The organism is Pseudoalteromonas sp. Z9A6 (assembly GCF_011378805.1).
Taxonomy (GTDB): Bacteria; Pseudomonadota; Gammaproteobacteria; order Enterobacterales; family Alteromonadaceae; genus Pseudoalteromonas; species Pseudoalteromonas distincta.
On record NZ_WTKZ01000003.1, the window covers coordinates 97,660 to 114,072 of the forward strand.

The following is a 16,413-nucleotide window of genomic DNA, read 5'->3' on the forward strand; positions in this document are numbered from 1 at the left end:
CCAAAATTTATTTACATACTTATCATTGAGTTACATCAATAATTTGAGCGACATAAAAATGACGCACACAAAAAGGAATAATAATGAGTGAGCAAATAAAGTGCCGTTGCCCGTGGCTCGACACCACTAAACCCGACTACGTTATTTACCATGATGAAGAATGGGGCGTGCCTCTTTATGATGATACAAAGCTGTTTGAATTTATCACGCTAGAATCAGCGCAAGCCGGCTTAAGCTGGTACACAATTTTAAAAAAGCGCAGCGGTTATAAAAAAGCATTTGCTAATTTTGATGTAAAAAAGGTAGCCCAATTCACACAAGATGACATTGAGAGACTAATGCTTGATGAGGGTATTGTGCGCAATCGCTTAAAAATTTCGGCAACTGTTAACAACGCAAAGCGCTTTATAGAAATCCAAAAAGAATTTGGAAGTTTTAGTAACTACCAATGGCAGTTTGTGGGTAATAAGCCGATTATAAGTAATTTAAATAACGCTGAGGACTACCCAGCAATTACAGAGGCATCAACCGCATTTGCTAAAGACTTAAAAAAACGGGGTTTTAAGTTTTTAGGCCCTACAACGGTTTACGCTCATATGCAGGCCTGCGGTATGGTTAACGATCACAGTAATGATTGTTTTAGAAAAGAAGAAATTATTAAGACTTTTAGTGAGTAAGTGATTTATAACCATAAAAGTAATTTGTTCACAAAGAGGTTAAGAGACGCTGTGCTTTAGAGAAGTAACGCGTAGGTTGACTATGGCTTCTCATTTACCCTCGTTTTTTCTCTTTGTGAAATAACGTTTTAATTAAATGATTAAAAGCTACGCTTTTCACGCGAGCAAGCTCAGCGTCTACCGCCAAGGTTTAAGTTTGGGTTATCTTGTAGACGCCAAGCTTGCTTGCGTGACGGGCAAAGCCCGTAAAGTGATTGATCACAAATGAATAATAAATAACGAAAAGTATTTCACCATTTTCGTATTTCTAATCTCTTGAAAGATTATACTTTTTCATTTTCTCAACGAGTGTTGTTCTGCGAACCCCTAATATCTCTGCAGCGCGAGCTACAACGTAATCATAGCGCTCTAACGCTTGGGTAATTAAGCTTATTTCAAGTTCGGCTAAATAATCTTTAAGTTCAATACCATCATCAGGTAATAGCCCACTACCCGTTTGGCTAAACTCAGCGTCTGGCTCACTTTCGTAATCACTAAAGCCTGTGCTAAATATATCGTTAAAGGCGTCTTTTTCCATTAACTCTTCAGGGTATTCTGGCTCGTAGGCTTCAACTTCAATGTAACGATATTTGTTAGGTAAATCAGGAATATCGACCACTTTGTCAGGGAACATAATAACCATACGCTCCACCAAATTAGCAAGCTCACGAATATTACCAGGCCAAGCATGTTCTTTTAAGCTCTCAACTGCGCGCTCTGTAAACTTAGCGGTAGAACCAGTCTGGTCGTTAACACGGCGCATTAACTCTTTTAAAAGCAGCGGTATATCATCAGCACGTTCACTCAGCGATGGGTTTTCGATAGGAAATACATTTAATCGATAGTATAAATCTTCCCTAAAACTCCCCTCTTCAATCATTGTTTCAAGATTACGATGCGTGGCCGCAATAACGCGTACATCAGCTTGGATTGCCTTTGTACCACCAACACGTTCGTAGCTGCGTTCTTGCAATACTCGCAGCAACTTAACTTGCATTTGCAGTGGCATATCGCCTATTTCATCTAAAAATAGCGTCCCACCTTGAGCGAGTTCAAACCGTCCTTTACGAGCCGATATAGCACCAGTAAACGCGCCTTTTTCGTGGCCAAATAGTTCACTTTCGAGCAGCTCCGCTGGAATAGCACCACAGTTAACAGGCACAAACGGTCCATTAATACGCTTTGAAAGCAAGTGTACATTACGGGCAACCACTTCTTTACCTGTGCCTGATTCGCCTAAAATTAAAACATTGGCGTCGGTTTTTGCCACTTGTTCAATTAAAAAGCGAACATCTTTTACGGCCTCTGTTTCACCAACAAGTCCGTCAAAAGTTTTATGTGGTTTAGTATGCTTATGCTCATTTGGCAACATGCGCTGATACTGTTGGCAATCGTGAAGTAACTGCGTTGTCACTTCGTGATTAAATGGCTCGCAAATAAGCCCCACCACATTAGCTATACTTAATAGTGGTTTTAGCGTTTCGCCAATTAATAAAAACGGTAATGTTGGATAGCGTTTAATTAAGCTTTCGTGGTCAAGTGATTGCAACGCTCCTAAAATAATCATGCATTCTTGTTGCTGATATTTTTTGCATTCTTGTTCAAAGCAGTCTTCGTTTAATAGTTGTACAGCTTCACCAATAAAGCCAAGTGAAGCATTTAATCCTATTGCGCGGTTGTTATTATTATCTAAAATCAAGATCATTTTTAGCGAGCCGTACTTTCACTAATTTGTATAATTAGTTAAATTGTAAGCCAGTTCAGCATGGATGCAAGCAATAGCGGCAGTTTTTTGACATTAACGCCAAAAAACAGACGGGCTAGTTAAGTCAATCATACTTAATAGTTAATCATTAAGTATGAGTTGTAGTTTTAACTTAGTTATTACTCAGCGATTACTTAACGATTACCTAAATACAACCTAGCCTTAAAAATTAATTTACTCAGCAATAAAAATGCTATTGTTAGTAAATAAACTCAATTATAAATTTAAGTTGAAGTTAAAAATGCCGATACATAAATAAGCGAAAATGCTTGGCATTAATATTGCTTTATTCTTATAGAAGTATAAAAGCTATATTGATTTTTTATATAAGTTTTTATAATAGCTTTCACATAATTTTATTGCTTTAAATTTTAGGATTTTCCATGGCTCACATCTCAGTAAAAAAATACGGTCAAGTTCGTGCTAGTAGCATTGCCGAAATGACTCCTTACGAACAAATAAACCTTATATTTAGTAATATTATCGGCCGTTTAGCAGCTACAAAAGGGTTTATTGAGCGCAAAGAAATAGCTAAAAAAGGCGAAAACATCTCTGCCTGCATTTTACTATTAGGTGCACTGCAAGATGCGCTTAATTTAAAAGTAGAACAAGACCCGAGTATTTCGGATAATTTATTGGCTCTTTATGATTATTGTCAGCGTCGTTTAACGCAAGCGAACATAAACAACGATATTGAAGCGATTACTGAAGTATCAAGCATTGTTAAAGAAATTAAAGAGGGTTGGGAGGGTATTCCTGCCGACCAACGTATGCCGGCTATTTAATAACTATGCCAAAAAAGTCAACACAAGCCGCAGAGCAAATTAAACAATTACTCTGCGAGCTTCAAGCTCAAGTTAATAGCAACAGGGCCGATGGTGCTGCTAATTCGCTTGAGTTATTAAATAAACACTTAGTAAATTGGTGCGAAAGTACCTCACCGCCCACTGCTGATGAGTTAAGTGTACTGCAAACGCAAATTAATATGATTTTAGCAACCGCAGAAAACCAAAAAGTAGAGTCGTTTAATGCGATACTCAAACATAAAAAGTCGGATAAAGCCATAAACGCTTATAAGTCGACTTAACAGTAAAAGCCAACCCTTAGCATACCATCACCAAGCACACTAAGTGGCACACAATAAAAAGGCCGCTAAGTTAAATACTTAGCGGCCTTTTTAAATCAATAATACATATTATTTAGACTGCCTTACCACACCTGGCATATTGTCTAACTGCGCTTGAATATAGCTACTGGTAGAGTTTAAGCCTGCCACCAATAAATCCATACTATTATACTGCGCATACAAGCGCGACTCTAGTGACTCCATTTTACGCGCAAACGACACGCGCTCGTCATCAATATCGCGCAGCTGCCCTTCTTTACTTTCTATTCTGTTTTGAATTAAACCATCTGACTTAGTATAAAAGTTCATTAACTCATCAAACGATTGGGCAAAACCACCTTCATCAGTATTTTTACCTACAAAAAACTGCTGCACTAAATCAACATCATTTTTTACTTGCTCGTCTAAGCGTTCGCTATCTAAGCTTAACTTACCGTATCTGTCGGCTTCAACACCCAACTGCGATAGCGATAAAGAGTTACCATCGCCCAAGTCAACACTGTTGGTAATTTCTTGCCTTAACTTTGACATAACACCACGTAGCAGAGAATCACCCGCCATTACGCCAGCGCCATCCTCGCCAGATTTACCTAAATTCTTACTTAGCTCTAACAGCTCATTGTAACTTTTAACAAACCCATCGAGTCCAGCTTTAATATTATTATTGTTTTCTTTTACTGTTAATGTACTTACGTCACCATCAATACCTTGGGTTTTTTTAGCCGTAATATCTACGCCATCAATAACACTTTTAAACTCGTTCGTACTACTTGAAGCAATTAAAGTACCATCAATGGTTATTTGAGCATTTTGCGCCGCATTTACCTCAGTTAAATTAGTCGTATGGTTTGCAGGGTCCGCATCAGACACGTCATAGGCTAAGCGAGAGAGCCCGCCTACATCGGTATTGTTACCATCGCTATCTTGTACGGTAATGGTAATGGCGTTTTCTTCACCGGTTTGTTTACTGGTTAAAACCAAATGTTGACCTGCATCACTGGTTACTATCGTTGCTACCACAGAGTCATTAGAGTCAGAGCCAGTGTATGGGCCGTTATTTATTTGGTCTCTTAAATCTTCCAGTGTATTAGTAGGCGACAGCACAGTCGAAAAACTGTTATCTCCAGAGCCAATAGTAATCACACCACCACCAATCGCCTCATCGGCAGCAAATGCAGGAGACGATAACTTATGGGCTTGTGCCAGTGCATCAACTTTTACATTATAACTGCCTGGCTCGGCGTCTTTGTTTGAGCTAAGAGATATAAAATCATCATTACCCGATGCTGTGCGCTTTTGGTAGTTATCGACCTTGCCAAGCGCGGTCATAGATTCTTGCACTTTTACAAGTGCCGCCTTAAGTGTCCCAGCGGCAGAAATATCTGTGGTTAAATTACCCTCTTTTCTATTTAAACGCGATTCAAAAGGGGCTTTTTCGGCATTTACCAATGCACCTACAATTTCTGATACTTGTAAGCCTGAGCCTAACCCTGTAAACGAAATAGCCATATTACCCTCTTTAATAACTATTTAAATGAAAAATTAAGCCACCATTTAGGCGCTATACAGTGTGATCTATCAATAAGCCCGCAGTTTCAGATAACTTAGACACTAAATTTAACACTTCTTCCGATGGATATTGTTTAATAATATCGCCAGTGTCTTTATCTAGCACTTTAATTACATCGCGGCCAGAGTCCTCGTCTACCTGAAACTGTAAGCTACGGTTCATTTCACCCATAAACTCCTGCAATTGCTGCGCCATTTTTTCTAGCTGTTCACGCTCTAACGGCTGAGCAGTTACTTCTTGATTATTTTTTTCGTATTGATTTTGCTGTAATCGTTGCTGATTTTGTGTATCAGCTTGCTTTACATCGTCAACAGCGCGTTCGGTTACCGAACTAGCCGCTTGACCAACTACTTTATCTTCACCCGCAAGCGGAGTTGGTAATGTAACTTCTGCATTGGAATTAATGGTATTCATAACAGATTCCTATTTATTAGTTAATTAAACAATAGCTCAATTAAAACCCTTAAACCACAAAAGGAGGTAGCTAAAGCCACCTCCTTTTTTGTAAAACTAATACTGACTTTATGTACTAGCTAGCTAACCATTAAGCTATAACGTTTAACTTATTAACCTAATAAGCTAAGTGCTGCTTGTGGTAACTGATTCGCTTGCGATAAAATTGACGTACCCGCTTGTTGCAATATTTGGTTTTTAGTCATTTGCGCTGTTTCTGTTGCAAAATCGGTATCTTGAATACGGCTACGTGATGCAGATACATTTTCTTGAATATTAGACAAGTTACTAATAGTATGGCCAAAACGGTTTTGCAGAGCACCCAAATCGGCACGTTGCTCATCTACTTGCTTCAAGGCTTCATCAATTGAAGCTAACGCATTTTGAGCACCAGTACCATCTGAACCACTGATATCAATCGATCCAATGTCAACACCAGACACACTTGAATCAGCATCACCTAGAGAGGCTGTTGAAGCCCCAGAAAGAAAACCTGTAGTTTCACCACTTGCTATTGTAAAACTTGTAACTTCATTCGTTGCACTAAACTCGATAGCTGTACCAGTGTTAGTTAACGTAACCCCCGATGAGCTAAGTGCATCATTAATTTTACTGGTAAATGTATCGGCATCATCTGTTGTGGTTATATCAACAGTGATGTCACTACCACCGCTCACTTTAAATGTTAAAGTTTCATCAACAGCACCTATATTTCCATACACGCTACTCGTAATCGATAAAGTTTTACCTTTTACTTGACCTAAATCTGCGGCCTTAATACTTGAAAGTTCCATACCAATTGTTTCATTAGCATTTGAACCAACTTGGAATTGCTTAGTACCAAAACTACCATCTAAAAGCTTTTGCCCACCAAAAGAGGTGGTATTTGCAATACGCGTTAATTCTTCTTTTAGCGCGCCAACTTCTTTTTGAAGAGATGCTCTATCATCTGAACTATTTGATCCATTTGACGATTGCAGCGCTAACTCTCGCATACGTTGTAAAATATCGGTAGACGATTGCATTGCGCCCTCTGCGGTTTGTGCCATAGAGATACCGTCATTAGCGTTACGTTGTGCAACACCTAAACCGTTAATTTGCGACGTCATTCTATTTGAAATTTGTAAACCTGCCGCGTCATCTTTAGCACTGTTAATACGCATACCTGAAGCTAAACGCTCCATTGATGTCGCTAAGCCTTGGCTTGATTTGTTCAAGTTACGCTGAGCGTTTAAAGAAGATACATTTGTATTTACTGATAAAGCCATGATAAAACTCCTGATTACTTTCGTAATGTTGCTATTTTAATTTAACCAAGAGCTGTCACAAATTGTATGCTCAGCTCCGTACTAATTAACTTAACGGCAGGAGGTAAATTATCTTTAGGAGTATTTTAAAAAAAAATTGGTTTACTTACAAAATAAAACATAACTAATTGTTTTTGATTTAAATAATTCAAATCTATTTTTTGACAAAATAAAAAACGCACTTCAAATTAAAGTGCGTTTATATAAACAGTGACTAGTAAACTAAATAATTAGCCACCTAATAAACTAATTGCTGCTTGTGGAATTTGGTTTGCTTGCGAAAGTATTGATGTGCCTGCCTGCTGCAGTATTTGGTTTTTCGTCATTTGAGCGGTTTCTGTTGCAAAATCTGTATCTTGAATACGGCTACGTGACGCAGATACGTTTTCTTGAATATTCGCAAGGTTACTAATTGTATGACCAAAACGGTTTTGAACCGCACCTAAACCCGCGCGCTGATCATCGATTTGAGCAAGTGCACCATCAATTATAGATATTGCACTTTGTGATCCCTTCTCTGTAGTCAGATCAATATCCCCTACATTGTTTAATTCAGAAGATGCCGCTACTGCTGTTCCAGAACTTGCATCTAAGACGGAAAATGTTTTAGAGGATGATAACAATACTTCTGATGAAGTAATAAGCACAGGATTAGCCGCTGCGGCCGCTGCATTAACTAGTACATCTTCTTTTAGTGCAGTGCTATTACCTTGGGAGTCTGTAAAAGTAGCTGAGTTATCAGCTGCTCCATCAGCATCTGCATAATCTGTAAGAGTAATATCAGCACCAGCGGTACCTCTTAAAGTCAGTTCACCAGTACTACTATCATAAGTTGCTGTGATTCCTGTAGTACTACTTTGAGTATTTATAGCCGTCTCAAGAGCCGACTGATCAGTGGTAGTTACGCCCAGTGCTGTAATCAGTGTACCGTTTAAACGAAAAGATATATCACCATCTATACTTGGAGGGCTAAGCGTGGCTTTAGTTTGAGTTGCTGGAGTCACTACAGTCGCTTCAGAAGTTACATTCTCTATCCCACCTTCGGTTAATGTAGTGTTATTACCTTGGGAGTTTGTGAAAGTAGCTGAATTATTAGTTGCTACATCACTGTTAGCATAATTTGCAAGAGTAATATCCACACCAGCGGTACCTCTTAAAGTCAGTTCACCAGTACTACTATCGTGAGTTGCTGTGATTCCTGTAGTACTACTTTGAGCATTTATAGCAGTCTCAAGAGCAGACTGATCAGTAGTAGCTACGCCCAGTGCTGTAATCGGTGTACCGTTTAAGTTAAAAGATATGTCCCCATCTGCATTAGGAGGTCCTAATATAGCTGTAGTTTGAGTGGTAGGATACTCTTCTACTTCTACCAATGATGCAGTAATCCCATGCTCATTACTGAGTGCATTTATTGCCTCTGCCTTTTCTGTTGCGGTTGCACCAGGCTCAATAGCTACATCTGTGTTAATATCACCTGTAGTAAAGGTAATATTGCCACCAATAACAGTGTCTATTCCAACATTAGTTTGATACTTCCCTATTTTTTCTGCAGCTGTATTACTCAAGCTAATTGAAATAGTTTCATTTGCATTTGCACCAACCTGGAAACTTCTGGTCCCGTATGACCCGTCTAATAATTGCTGACCACCGAACGATGTAGTGTCGGAGATTCGTGTTAATTCTTCTTGTAAGGCAGACACTTCTTTTTGCAGTGCATCACGGTCTTCAGCTGAATTTGAACCATTAGCAGATTGCAGGGCTAGCTCTCGCATACGTTGTAGTATATTAGTCGATTCTTGCATAGCGCCTTCAGCGGTCTGCGCCATTGAAATACCATCGTTTGCGTTACGCTGAGCAACAGCTAAGCCATTTATTTGTGATGTTAAACGGTTAGAAATTTGTAAGCCGGCGGCATCATCTTTAGCGCTATTAATACGCATGCCAGAGGCTAAACGCTCCATTGACGTTGCTAAGCCTTCGCCAGATCTTGTTAAGTTACGTTGTGCGTTTAGTGACGACACATTAGTATTTACTGTTAATGCCATTTTACCATCTCCTAGGTTTAAACAGAGTGTGGTTCAACACGATTTAACAGGAACCACTATTCGATAATTTCTTACAACAATAAAAGCATTTACTGTGCCAACTTTAATTTATTTTTAACTCTTTGTTTTTAAATGTAAAAATTGAGTTTATTGAGTTTAAAAGTAGGGAGTGAGGTTATTTAGAAGGGAGTGACATTTTTTTGTCGCAATTCTTTAACAAGTATTGCCGCTTTAAAGTAGGTAAAGCGGCAAGGTATTTCTGCTTATAATCTGCTTATAAGTAATCGAATAATGAAAGGTTAGTTAAACGGCCAAAAGTGGCTTGTGATGCTTGCAGTGCCGTTTCTTGTTTAGTGAGTTCGCTAATAGCTTCTGCCATATCAACTTCAACTAAGTTAGAGCGATTACTTTTATTTTGAATATCGAGCGCTAAGTTAGAATCGCTTACTCTTTCAAGCGCGTTCATACGACCGCCTAAACTTGATTGGGTAAACACCACTTGCTCACTCGCATTTTGTAATTGCACTAAGCCATCAGCAAGTACTTGCTGAAAGTCATCACCTTCAAGTGCGCCATTATTAAGGCCGGTAATAAGTGATTGCAGTGTATTAAGTACGTTTTCTTTATGTGGTTTTTCAAGGCTAAAATCGAGTTGGCCAGGCGCGCTACCCTCAAATTGAATTTTCATACCTGCAAATTCAATTGTATCATCTGTAACTTCACCAGTTTGAGGCGGGGTAAGCGACACGCCATCTTGTAAAATTTCATATGTATCTGGATCGTTTGTTGTCGCACCAGCGGTTGTAACTACACTAAAAGTATTTGCTGTAGGTGAAACTGGAGTCGTTGGATCGGCATTGTATTGAGCTTGATGGAACTTATCGAACTCGGCTTGGCCATCAACATAAACAGTGCCTTTAGTAATATTATTTGCAGGTGTTGTTGTTGGTATGTCTGCTTTATTATCGAGTACGTTTAATCTGGCATCTGTTTTTTCAAACGTATCAAAGCCGTTATCACTCGCTTTAATTGATACGCCTTCAGCTATAGTTATTTGGTGCTGGCCTTGATCGCCATTATAAGTGTACTCACCCGCTGTAGAATCAAACTGATAAGGCTGCGTGCTGTCTTGGTATCCTGAAAATATGAATTTTCCGTCTTCTGCTCGGGTATTCATTAAGTTAGCTAGCGTTTGTTGAATGCCACTAAGTTCTGATGCAAACGTCTTTAAATCGTCTTTAGTATAAACACCATTACCTGCTTGAATAGTGAGCTCTTGCGCTTGTTGAATATTACTATTTATGCTTTGTAATACGCTTTCTTCAGTTTCTAGGCGGCCATTTAGCTGATCGATATTTTTAGTGTATTGCTCATTAGTTAGTATTTTATTTGAATACAGCATAGCTTGCGAAATAGCAGCTGGCGCTTCTGAGGTAGATAAATACTTTTGCCTAGTATTTACTCGCTCTTGAGCATTTGCAACACCTTGTTGGTTGTCGAGTATTTTATTTATGTTGTTTTGGTACATTAAATTATTTGATAAACGCATAATTACCTCGCCGCATTTAATAAGGTGTCAAAAATTTCTTGAGCTGCTGCTAAAACTTGTGCTGATGCTGAATATGATTGTTGAAAACGCAGTAAATTTGCGGCCTCTTCATCAAGATTTACTCCAGATAACGACTCGTACCATGCCTCAGATTGCTGTGCTAGAGCGTCAAATGCAGCGCCACTTGTGATTGCTTGACCAGTTACAACACCTACATCGCTCACTAATCCTGAATAAGCTTGGTTGAACGTTTTATGGTTGTCGGCCGTTGCTGTTGTTTCTACATTTAAACGGACTAACTCACCATTTTGTAAATCTGCTAATTTTAAACCATTACGGTTATCGTCAAAGCCGCCTTCGTTAAACTCAAGTGTAAAGGTGTCGCCTGTTGCTGGTGTACCTTCTATATCAAAGTCAAAACCATATGAATCATAAGGGGCACCAAGACCTGCTAAAACGTTTTTACCTGGGGGCGCTATAGTTACTGCCACATCAGTGCCACTACCATCGCTAATTAAATAATCATTGGTACCTGTAGCTTTAACAATTTTAATATCACCATTAGCAAGTACTGGTGGATTAACTGGTATAGGCGGTGTAGTGAGAGGTGTTTCTAAAGTAAATCCACCTGAAATAACGCTACTAACTGTACCCACTGAAATAGTTGCAGTACCTGTATTATCTATACTGTTAGATGTACGGATAGGTGAAGCTAATGCTAAATCTTCGCCGCGCCCTGTTGCAAGCGTGATGCTAGAAGCCGAGTCGGAATTAAGTTTAATTTGAAACTGATCTCCCACGTTACCTGTTTTGGTTGTATCTATATTTAATTGTAGTCCGAAGGAGTCTTTTACCGTTGCTAACACTTCTGATGTTGTAGCTGTTGCCGCTTGATAAGGGACTGCATTTCGAATATCGTCTGCATTTATGATCCCATCAGCTGGGATATCTGCAACTGATGGATCACCTAGCGGCTCGCCTTTATTATCTACTGGTTGAATAGAAACCGATGTTGCACTGGTATAAATAATAATAAAGTCACTAGCAGGAAGTTCACTACCTTTACCTGGCTCTACCGTTGCAGTCATACCGGCAGTACCTGTGTTAGCTTGATACGCATAAGCGCCAACGGTAGGTATATTAAAAATATTACCACCTAGCTGACCTGTTGCATCCATACCCAATTTGTTTTGCTCGTTAAATGCATCAGCAATAGCTAAGCCCATTTGACCAATTTGGTTTTGCGCAGGAACTAATATGTCATCTCTAAAAGCAAGTAAGCCGCCAATTTTGCCTTTAAGCTTACTTACATCAACTTCAAGCGGCACTGCTTTGCCACCATTAACGTCAAGCGTGAATTCTTTAAAATTAGGATCAGGATCCCCTGTCATCGAAAATAAGTTAAATGCGCCATTTTGCATAACCACTGCTTCGCCTGTGCCCATAAAAACGAGTTTTTCGCCATTTGGACCATCAAGCGTTTCAATGTCTATTAGCTCTGATAAGTCGCGTATTGCTTTATCGCGTTCGTTATAGGTAGAGCTCGCATCTGCGGCGTTATTAGTGCCATTAACTGCTGCAATATTTTGATTTAGCGTGCTAATACTTTGAATTAGTGAGTTTGCTTCATCTGAAAATATTTCGAGCTGCTCGTTCACTACACTTTTTTGATCAAGCACGATGCCCGAAAGCCTATCCATTTGATCAATTAAGCTTTGCGCATCTGTCATTACTAATGAGCGGGCAACGGTAGATGACGGCTGATTTAGCGCTTCTTGCACGTTATTAAATAAAGAGTTAATTCCAGTCGAAAGGTTGTTCGACTCTTCAGAAAAAATAGTATCAACTCGATTAGCCTCAGTAATAAACTGATCGAAAAACGATTTATTAGAGGTGTCACGATTTAGCTGTGACTGAGCAAACTCGTTTAGTAATCGGTATGTTTCGCCCCGCCCCACTTGGTTATCAACCATAGTGGTAAACTCTGTACGCTCACGTACGTAGCCTACGGTATTTACATTGGCAATATTTTTACTTGTCGTTTGCAATAGCTCCGAGCTTGCTCTAACCCCAGAACTGGCAATGTTTAATAAATTAAACGACATGTTACTCTACTCCTTGGCGGATCACGTTTGCCGCAATGTCTTTTAGCTGACTGCTATTGAGCACATTTTTTATTTTGCTGGCATAATTTGGATCGGTTGCATAACCTGCTTTTTGTAATGAATCTAAAAAGTCATTTGGTTTTGCTGTATTTTGTAATGCTTCTTTGTAGCGTGGGTTTTGCGTTAAAAAATCAACGAAGTCGTTCACGCTATCTTTAATTGAATCGTAGGCTCTAAAGCTGGCTTGTTTTTTAACGGGTGTGCCTTGTTCAAACTCAAGCGTTACTTTGCTTGCTTTGTCGCCTTCCCAGCTTTTATCTGACTTAATATTAAATAAGTTATTTGAGCTGCCACCGTCACTTTTATTAATAATGTGTTTACCCCAACCGGTTTCAAGTGCCGCTTGAGCAACCATTACCGCTGGGTTTAAACCTATTTTTTGCGCTGCAGTTTTAGCGTGTTCCCACACTGAACTTACAAACTCTTCTGCATTTTTAAATGTTGGGCTATCGGTTTTAGACTCTGCAGTATTAACCTTAGGCTCAGCAATATCGGCTTTAGTACTTTTAACGATAAGATCGGGTTGCTTATTTTTTTGCTCATGAGGAAGAGCGGATCCGACTTGCGTATCGCTGAAAATATCGTTAGTTGTTCTAAGCACCGAACCTGGCATAAAGTTTTTAGACTCAGGCGATAACTGCTGAACAATTAAATCGGCAAGGCCTAACGAGCCATTTGATGAAAGCTCTGTTGAAAGTTGCTGATCGTGCATTTCTTCAAAAAACTTTACGCCACTTGAATTAAATGGACTGTCTTTATCTTCAAATGCTTCGTTAGCTTTGCGCATTCCTTTGAGCAACATTTGCGTAAAAATAGCTTCAAATTGTGCGGCCGCTTTTTTGAGCGCAGCTTTGGAAGCATCAGTTGATGCATCGCCACTCGTTAAGGCTTCTTTACGAAGTGAATCTAAGTTGCCTAAATCAAAAAAGTTTTGTTTATCGAGGTGATTAGTTTCCATCGGCTTTTTGACACAAAATGAATAATGCAGTTAAAAATGCAAAAATTGAGCCACTACCGATAAAACGAGGAAGATAAAAATAATAAACTTAAGTTGCTGTAAATAAAAAGCCCTATATCTAGGGCTTAAGTAATACGTTATTTATTGGCTTGAGTTATTTATATAACAACTAACTGCCCGTTAATTGCGCCGGCTTCTTTTAGTGCTTCTAAAATAGCCATTAAGTCACCAGGCGCTGCGCCTACTTCGTTAATTGCGCGAACTAAATCGTCAAGGCTTACACCTGGATTAAATACAAAGGCGCGCGAGTCGTCTTGGTTTACATCAATAATACTTTGCTGTGTGACAACTGTATCACCGTTTGCTAGCGGGTTTGGTTGTGACACATTTTGTTGTTCTGCAATTGTTACTGTTAAGCCACCGTGAGTTATAGCGGCAGGCTGAAGCTTAACGTTTTTACCAATGACAATTGTACCTGTGCGCGAGTTAACTATAATTTTAGCGGCCATATCAGCTGGCTTAAATTCCAAGTTTTCGAGTGTCGATAAGTACGATACACGCTGGGATGCATCGCGTGGTGCTATAACTCGAATAGAAACAGAATCAATTGCTTGCGCACTATTTGGGCCAACTAAGTCATTAATTGTTTTTTCTAGGCGTTTTGCCGTTGTAAAGTCTGGGCGGTTTAGGTTGAAGGTAATGTAATCGCCTTGCATAAATGGGCTTTCTACGGTGCGCTCCACTGTTGCGCCATTTGGTATACGACCAACTGTAGGCGTGTTAATTACAACCTTACTGCCATCAAGACCTTGTGCGCCTAAGCCACCGACAATTAAACTACCTTGTGCAATTGCGTACACGTTACCGTCTACACCTTTTAAAAAAGTTTGTAGTAAAGTACCACCACGCAAGCTGCCTGCACTACCAATAGAAGAAACCGTAATATCTATTGTTTGCCCGGGTTTTCTAAATGCGGGTAGTTCTGCATGCACCGCCACAGCGGCAACATTTTTAATTTTAGGACTTTGAGTTGAAGGTAGCGTAATACCAAAGCTGTTCAACATGCCTCTAAAACTTTGTTTTGTATATGAATTCTGCTCGCCAGTGCCCGGTAAACCAACCACTAAGCCATAACCAACTAGCTGGTTAGAGCGTACGCCTTCAACCATAGACACATCTTTTATGCGCTCAGCACTGGCAGTAAATTGCCAGCCTAATAACACAACTAAACATAAAGCTTTAAGGCTATTCATGTTGTTACCCTCTAAAATGGAAACAGCGAACTGCTAAAGAAACGTGTAAGCCAACCAGGACTTTGCGCTTCTTGCGTTTGCCCTTTACCTGAGTATTGAATACGTGCATTAGCAATACGGTTTGATTCAACCGTATTATCGGCACTTACGTCTTGAGGGCGTACTAGCCCTTCTAAACGAATAAACTCTTCGCCGGTATTAAGCGTTAGCCATTTTTCGCCGCGTATAACTAAATTACCATTAGGTAAAACGCGCATTACATTAACCGAAATATCGCCTACTAAGCTGTTTGACTGGTTTGATTTTGAATCGCCCGTAAACGACGAATCACTACCAATACCAAACTGAATGCTGTCACCACCTATATTTACAGGTAGACCACCTAATCCAATAACGGGATCTAAGCTTGCGTCAGTTTCTTTGTCTGTTTCTGTTTTAGCGGCTTTTGTTGCTTGAGTAGACTCTTGCAATTTAACCGTAATTATATCGCCAGTACGTAGCGCTTTTTTATCAGAATATAAGTCGTTTGATGTATGAGTATTAAACAATGAACCTGTGGCTACCAGCGGCTCTAAAACAGGTTCGGGGTACATAGGTGCGTAGTAAGGGTCGTCCTGCACTACCTCACTATTTTGCGTAGACATACAGCCACTTAAAAATAATGTGCCCGCTGCAAATAAAATAATATTACGCATAATTCCCCCTATTCTATTAAAGCTGTTGATTGATATAACTCATCATTTCGTCAACGGCCGAAATTACTTTTGAGTTCATTTCGTAAATACGCTGAGTTTCGATTAGATTTACCAGCTCTTCAGTTACATTTACGTTAGATGTTTCGAGTGAGCCTTGAATAATGCTACCTAACCCTTCAACACCAGGATTACCTTGTACCGGCGCACCACTTACAGCGGTTTCGGTATAAAGGTTTTGACCAATTGGCTCAAGGCCCGACGGATTAATAAAATCACTAATAGTCAGCTGACCAATGACCACGTTATCGGCTTGGCCTGCAACACGTACAGATACTTCGCCGTCTTGCGAAACCGTAATTGATTGCGCGTCATCTGGTACATTCATTTCTGGCTGAATAACGTAACCTGCGCCCGATGTTACAATTCGTCCATCGCCATCGGTAGTAAACTGGCCGTTGCGCGAGTAAGCAATATTGCCATCTGGTTGCAGTACTTCAAAAAAGCCTTCGCCAGAAATCATCCAATCTAGTGAGTTTTCGGTGGTCAACATGTTGCCTTGCGTAAACTCTTTTTGGTTAGCTACAACTTTAGCACCCGCACCTAACATTAAGCCCGACGGCATTTCGGTATCTTGCGATGAACGACCACCTGGTTGATTAATATTTTGATAAAGTAAATCTTCAAATATAGCGCGGCTTTTTTTGTAACCTACGGTACTCGCATTCGCTAAGTTATTTGAGATAACCGATATATCGGTTTGTTGAGCGTCTAGCCCAGTTTTACTGATCCACAATGCTGGATTCATAATCGT

At 39.7% G+C, this 16,413-nt stretch carries 14 protein-coding genes; 3 read left to right on the top strand and 11 right to left on the bottom strand.

Translation table 11 applies throughout. The features are described 5' to 3' along the window. Nucleotides 1-83 precede the first annotated feature (83 nt). Complete coding sequence (locus GQR53_RS02010; protein ID WP_165742715.1) at nucleotides 84-677, top strand: DNA-3-methyladenine glycosylase I; 594 nt, start codon at nucleotides 84-86, stop codon at nucleotides 675-677. Nucleotides 678-984: 307 nt separating this feature from the next. Here GQR53_RS02010 and GQR53_RS02015 read toward each other — a convergent pair whose 3' ends face one another. Then, nucleotides 985-2,421: a sigma-54-dependent Fis family transcriptional regulator gene (locus tag GQR53_RS02015; RefSeq protein ID WP_165742716.1), complete on the bottom strand. Its 1,437-nt coding sequence runs from the start codon at nucleotides 2,419-2,421 to the stop codon at nucleotides 985-987. 443 nt (nucleotides 2,422-2,864) lie between these two features. Here GQR53_RS02015 and fliS point away from each other — a divergent pair, with 443 nt between their 5' ends. Together fliS and GQR53_RS02025 are read left to right on the top strand one after the other, a co-directional pair. Further along, nucleotides 2,865-3,266 (top strand): flagellar export chaperone FliS, encoded by a 402-nt coding sequence (gene fliS, locus GQR53_RS02020; RefSeq protein WP_165742717.1) that lies wholly within the window; start codon nucleotides 2,865-2,867, stop codon nucleotides 3,264-3,266. A gap of 5 nt (nucleotides 3,267-3,271) precedes the next feature. Then, nucleotides 3,272-3,568 carry a hypothetical protein gene (locus tag GQR53_RS02025; protein WP_165742718.1) on the top strand — a complete coding sequence of 99 codons (297 nt, stop codon included), beginning with the start codon at nucleotides 3,272-3,274 and terminating at the stop codon, nucleotides 3,566-3,568. A 108-nt stretch (nucleotides 3,569-3,676) separates the two neighbouring features. Here the strand turns inward: GQR53_RS02025 and fliD are convergent, their stop codons facing one another. From fliD to flgG, 10 genes are all read right to left on the bottom strand, one after another. Continuing rightward, nucleotides 3,677-5,116 carry a flagellar filament capping protein FliD gene (gene fliD / locus GQR53_RS02030; protein ID WP_165742719.1) on the bottom strand — a complete coding sequence of 480 codons (1,440 nt, stop codon included), beginning with the start codon at nucleotides 5,114-5,116 and terminating at the stop codon, nucleotides 3,677-3,679. Nucleotides 5,117-5,168: 52 nt separating this feature from the next. Then, complete coding sequence (locus tag GQR53_RS02035; RefSeq protein ID WP_165742720.1) at nucleotides 5,169-5,591, bottom strand: flagellar protein FlaG; 423 nt, start codon at nucleotides 5,589-5,591, stop codon at nucleotides 5,169-5,171. 152 nt (nucleotides 5,592-5,743) lie between these two features. After that, nucleotides 5,744-6,898 (bottom strand): flagellin, encoded by a 1,155-nt coding sequence (locus GQR53_RS02040; protein ID WP_165742721.1) that lies wholly within the window; start codon nucleotides 6,896-6,898, stop codon nucleotides 5,744-5,746. Nucleotides 6,899-7,167: 269 nt separating this feature from the next. Beyond that, on the bottom strand, nucleotides 7,168-8,982 hold the full coding sequence (locus tag GQR53_RS21690; RefSeq protein ID WP_277344619.1) for a flagellin: 1,815 nt from the start codon (nucleotides 8,980-8,982) through the stop codon (nucleotides 7,168-7,170). A gap of 274 nt (nucleotides 8,983-9,256) precedes the next feature. After that, nucleotides 9,257-10,531, bottom strand: coding sequence for a flagellar hook-associated protein FlgL (gene flgL / locus GQR53_RS02050; RefSeq protein WP_165742722.1), 1,275 nt, complete (start codon nucleotides 10,529-10,531; stop codon nucleotides 9,257-9,259). Between the two features lie 2 nt (nucleotides 10,532-10,533). Then, entirely contained in the window at nucleotides 10,534-12,636 is a 2,103-nt protein-coding gene (gene flgK, locus GQR53_RS02055; RefSeq protein WP_165742723.1) for a flagellar hook-associated protein FlgK, read from the bottom strand. A 1-nt stretch (nucleotide 12,637) separates the two neighbouring features. Next, a complete protein-coding gene (flgJ, locus tag GQR53_RS02060; protein ID WP_165742724.1) occupies nucleotides 12,638-13,654 on the bottom strand; it encodes a flagellar assembly peptidoglycan hydrolase FlgJ in 1,017 nt (338 codons plus the stop codon). A gap of 158 nt (nucleotides 13,655-13,812) precedes the next feature. Beyond that, nucleotides 13,813-14,907 (bottom strand): flagellar basal body P-ring protein FlgI, encoded by a 1,095-nt coding sequence (locus tag GQR53_RS02065; protein ID WP_165742725.1) that lies wholly within the window; start codon nucleotides 14,905-14,907, stop codon nucleotides 13,813-13,815. A gap of 11 nt (nucleotides 14,908-14,918) precedes the next feature. After that, the gene (gene flgH, locus GQR53_RS02070; protein ID WP_165742726.1) at nucleotides 14,919-15,602 is read right to left on the bottom strand and encodes a flagellar basal body L-ring protein FlgH; all 684 of its coding nucleotides are present in this window, start codon (nucleotides 15,600-15,602) and stop codon (nucleotides 14,919-14,921) included. Between the two features lie 16 nt (nucleotides 15,603-15,618). Continuing rightward, nucleotides 15,619-16,407 carry a flagellar basal-body rod protein FlgG gene (gene flgG, locus GQR53_RS02075; RefSeq protein WP_002959420.1) on the bottom strand — a complete coding sequence of 263 codons (789 nt, stop codon included), beginning with the start codon at nucleotides 16,405-16,407 and terminating at the stop codon, nucleotides 15,619-15,621. Nucleotides 16,408-16,413 lie beyond the last annotated feature (6 nt).

Coding starts and splice junctions, on each gene's coding strand:
- flgG (WP_002959420.1), bottom strand. CDS start 16,407: ATGAATCCAGCATTGTGGATCAGTAAAACTGGGCTAGACGCTCAACAA.
- GQR53_RS02065 (WP_165742725.1), bottom strand. CDS start 14,907: ATGAATAGCCTTAAAGCTTTATGTTTAGTTGTGTTATTAGGCTGGCAA.
- GQR53_RS02025 (WP_165742718.1), top strand. CDS start 3,272: ATGCCAAAAAAGTCAACACAAGCCGCAGAGCAAATTAAACAATTACTC.
- flgK (WP_165742723.1), bottom strand. CDS start 12,636: ATGTCGTTTAATTTATTAAACATTGCCAGTTCTGGGGTTAGAGCAAGC.
- flgJ (WP_165742724.1), bottom strand. CDS start 13,654: ATGGAAACTAATCACCTCGATAAACAAAACTTTTTTGATTTAGGCAAC.
- GQR53_RS02035 (WP_165742720.1), bottom strand. CDS start 5,591: ATGAATACCATTAATTCCAATGCAGAAGTTACATTACCAACTCCGCTT.
- fliS (WP_165742717.1), top strand. CDS start 2,865: ATGGCTCACATCTCAGTAAAAAAATACGGTCAAGTTCGTGCTAGTAGC.
- flgH (WP_165742726.1), bottom strand. CDS start 15,602: ATGCGTAATATTATTTTATTTGCAGCGGGCACATTATTTTTAAGTGGC.
- GQR53_RS02015 (WP_165742716.1), bottom strand. CDS start 2,421: ATGATCTTGATTTTAGATAATAATAACAACCGCGCAATAGGATTAAAT.
- GQR53_RS02040 (WP_165742721.1), bottom strand. CDS start 6,898: ATGGCTTTATCAGTAAATACAAATGTATCTTCTTTAAACGCTCAGCGT.
- GQR53_RS21690 (WP_277344619.1), bottom strand. CDS start 8,982: ATGGCATTAACAGTAAATACTAATGTGTCGTCACTAAACGCACAACGT.
- flgL (WP_165742722.1), bottom strand. CDS start 10,531: ATGCGTTTATCAAATAATTTAATGTACCAAAACAACATAAATAAAATA.
- GQR53_RS02010 (WP_165742715.1), top strand. CDS start 84: ATGAGTGAGCAAATAAAGTGCCGTTGCCCGTGGCTCGACACCACTAAA.
- fliD (WP_165742719.1), bottom strand. CDS start 5,116: ATGGCTATTTCGTTTACAGGGTTAGGCTCAGGCTTACAAGTATCAGAA.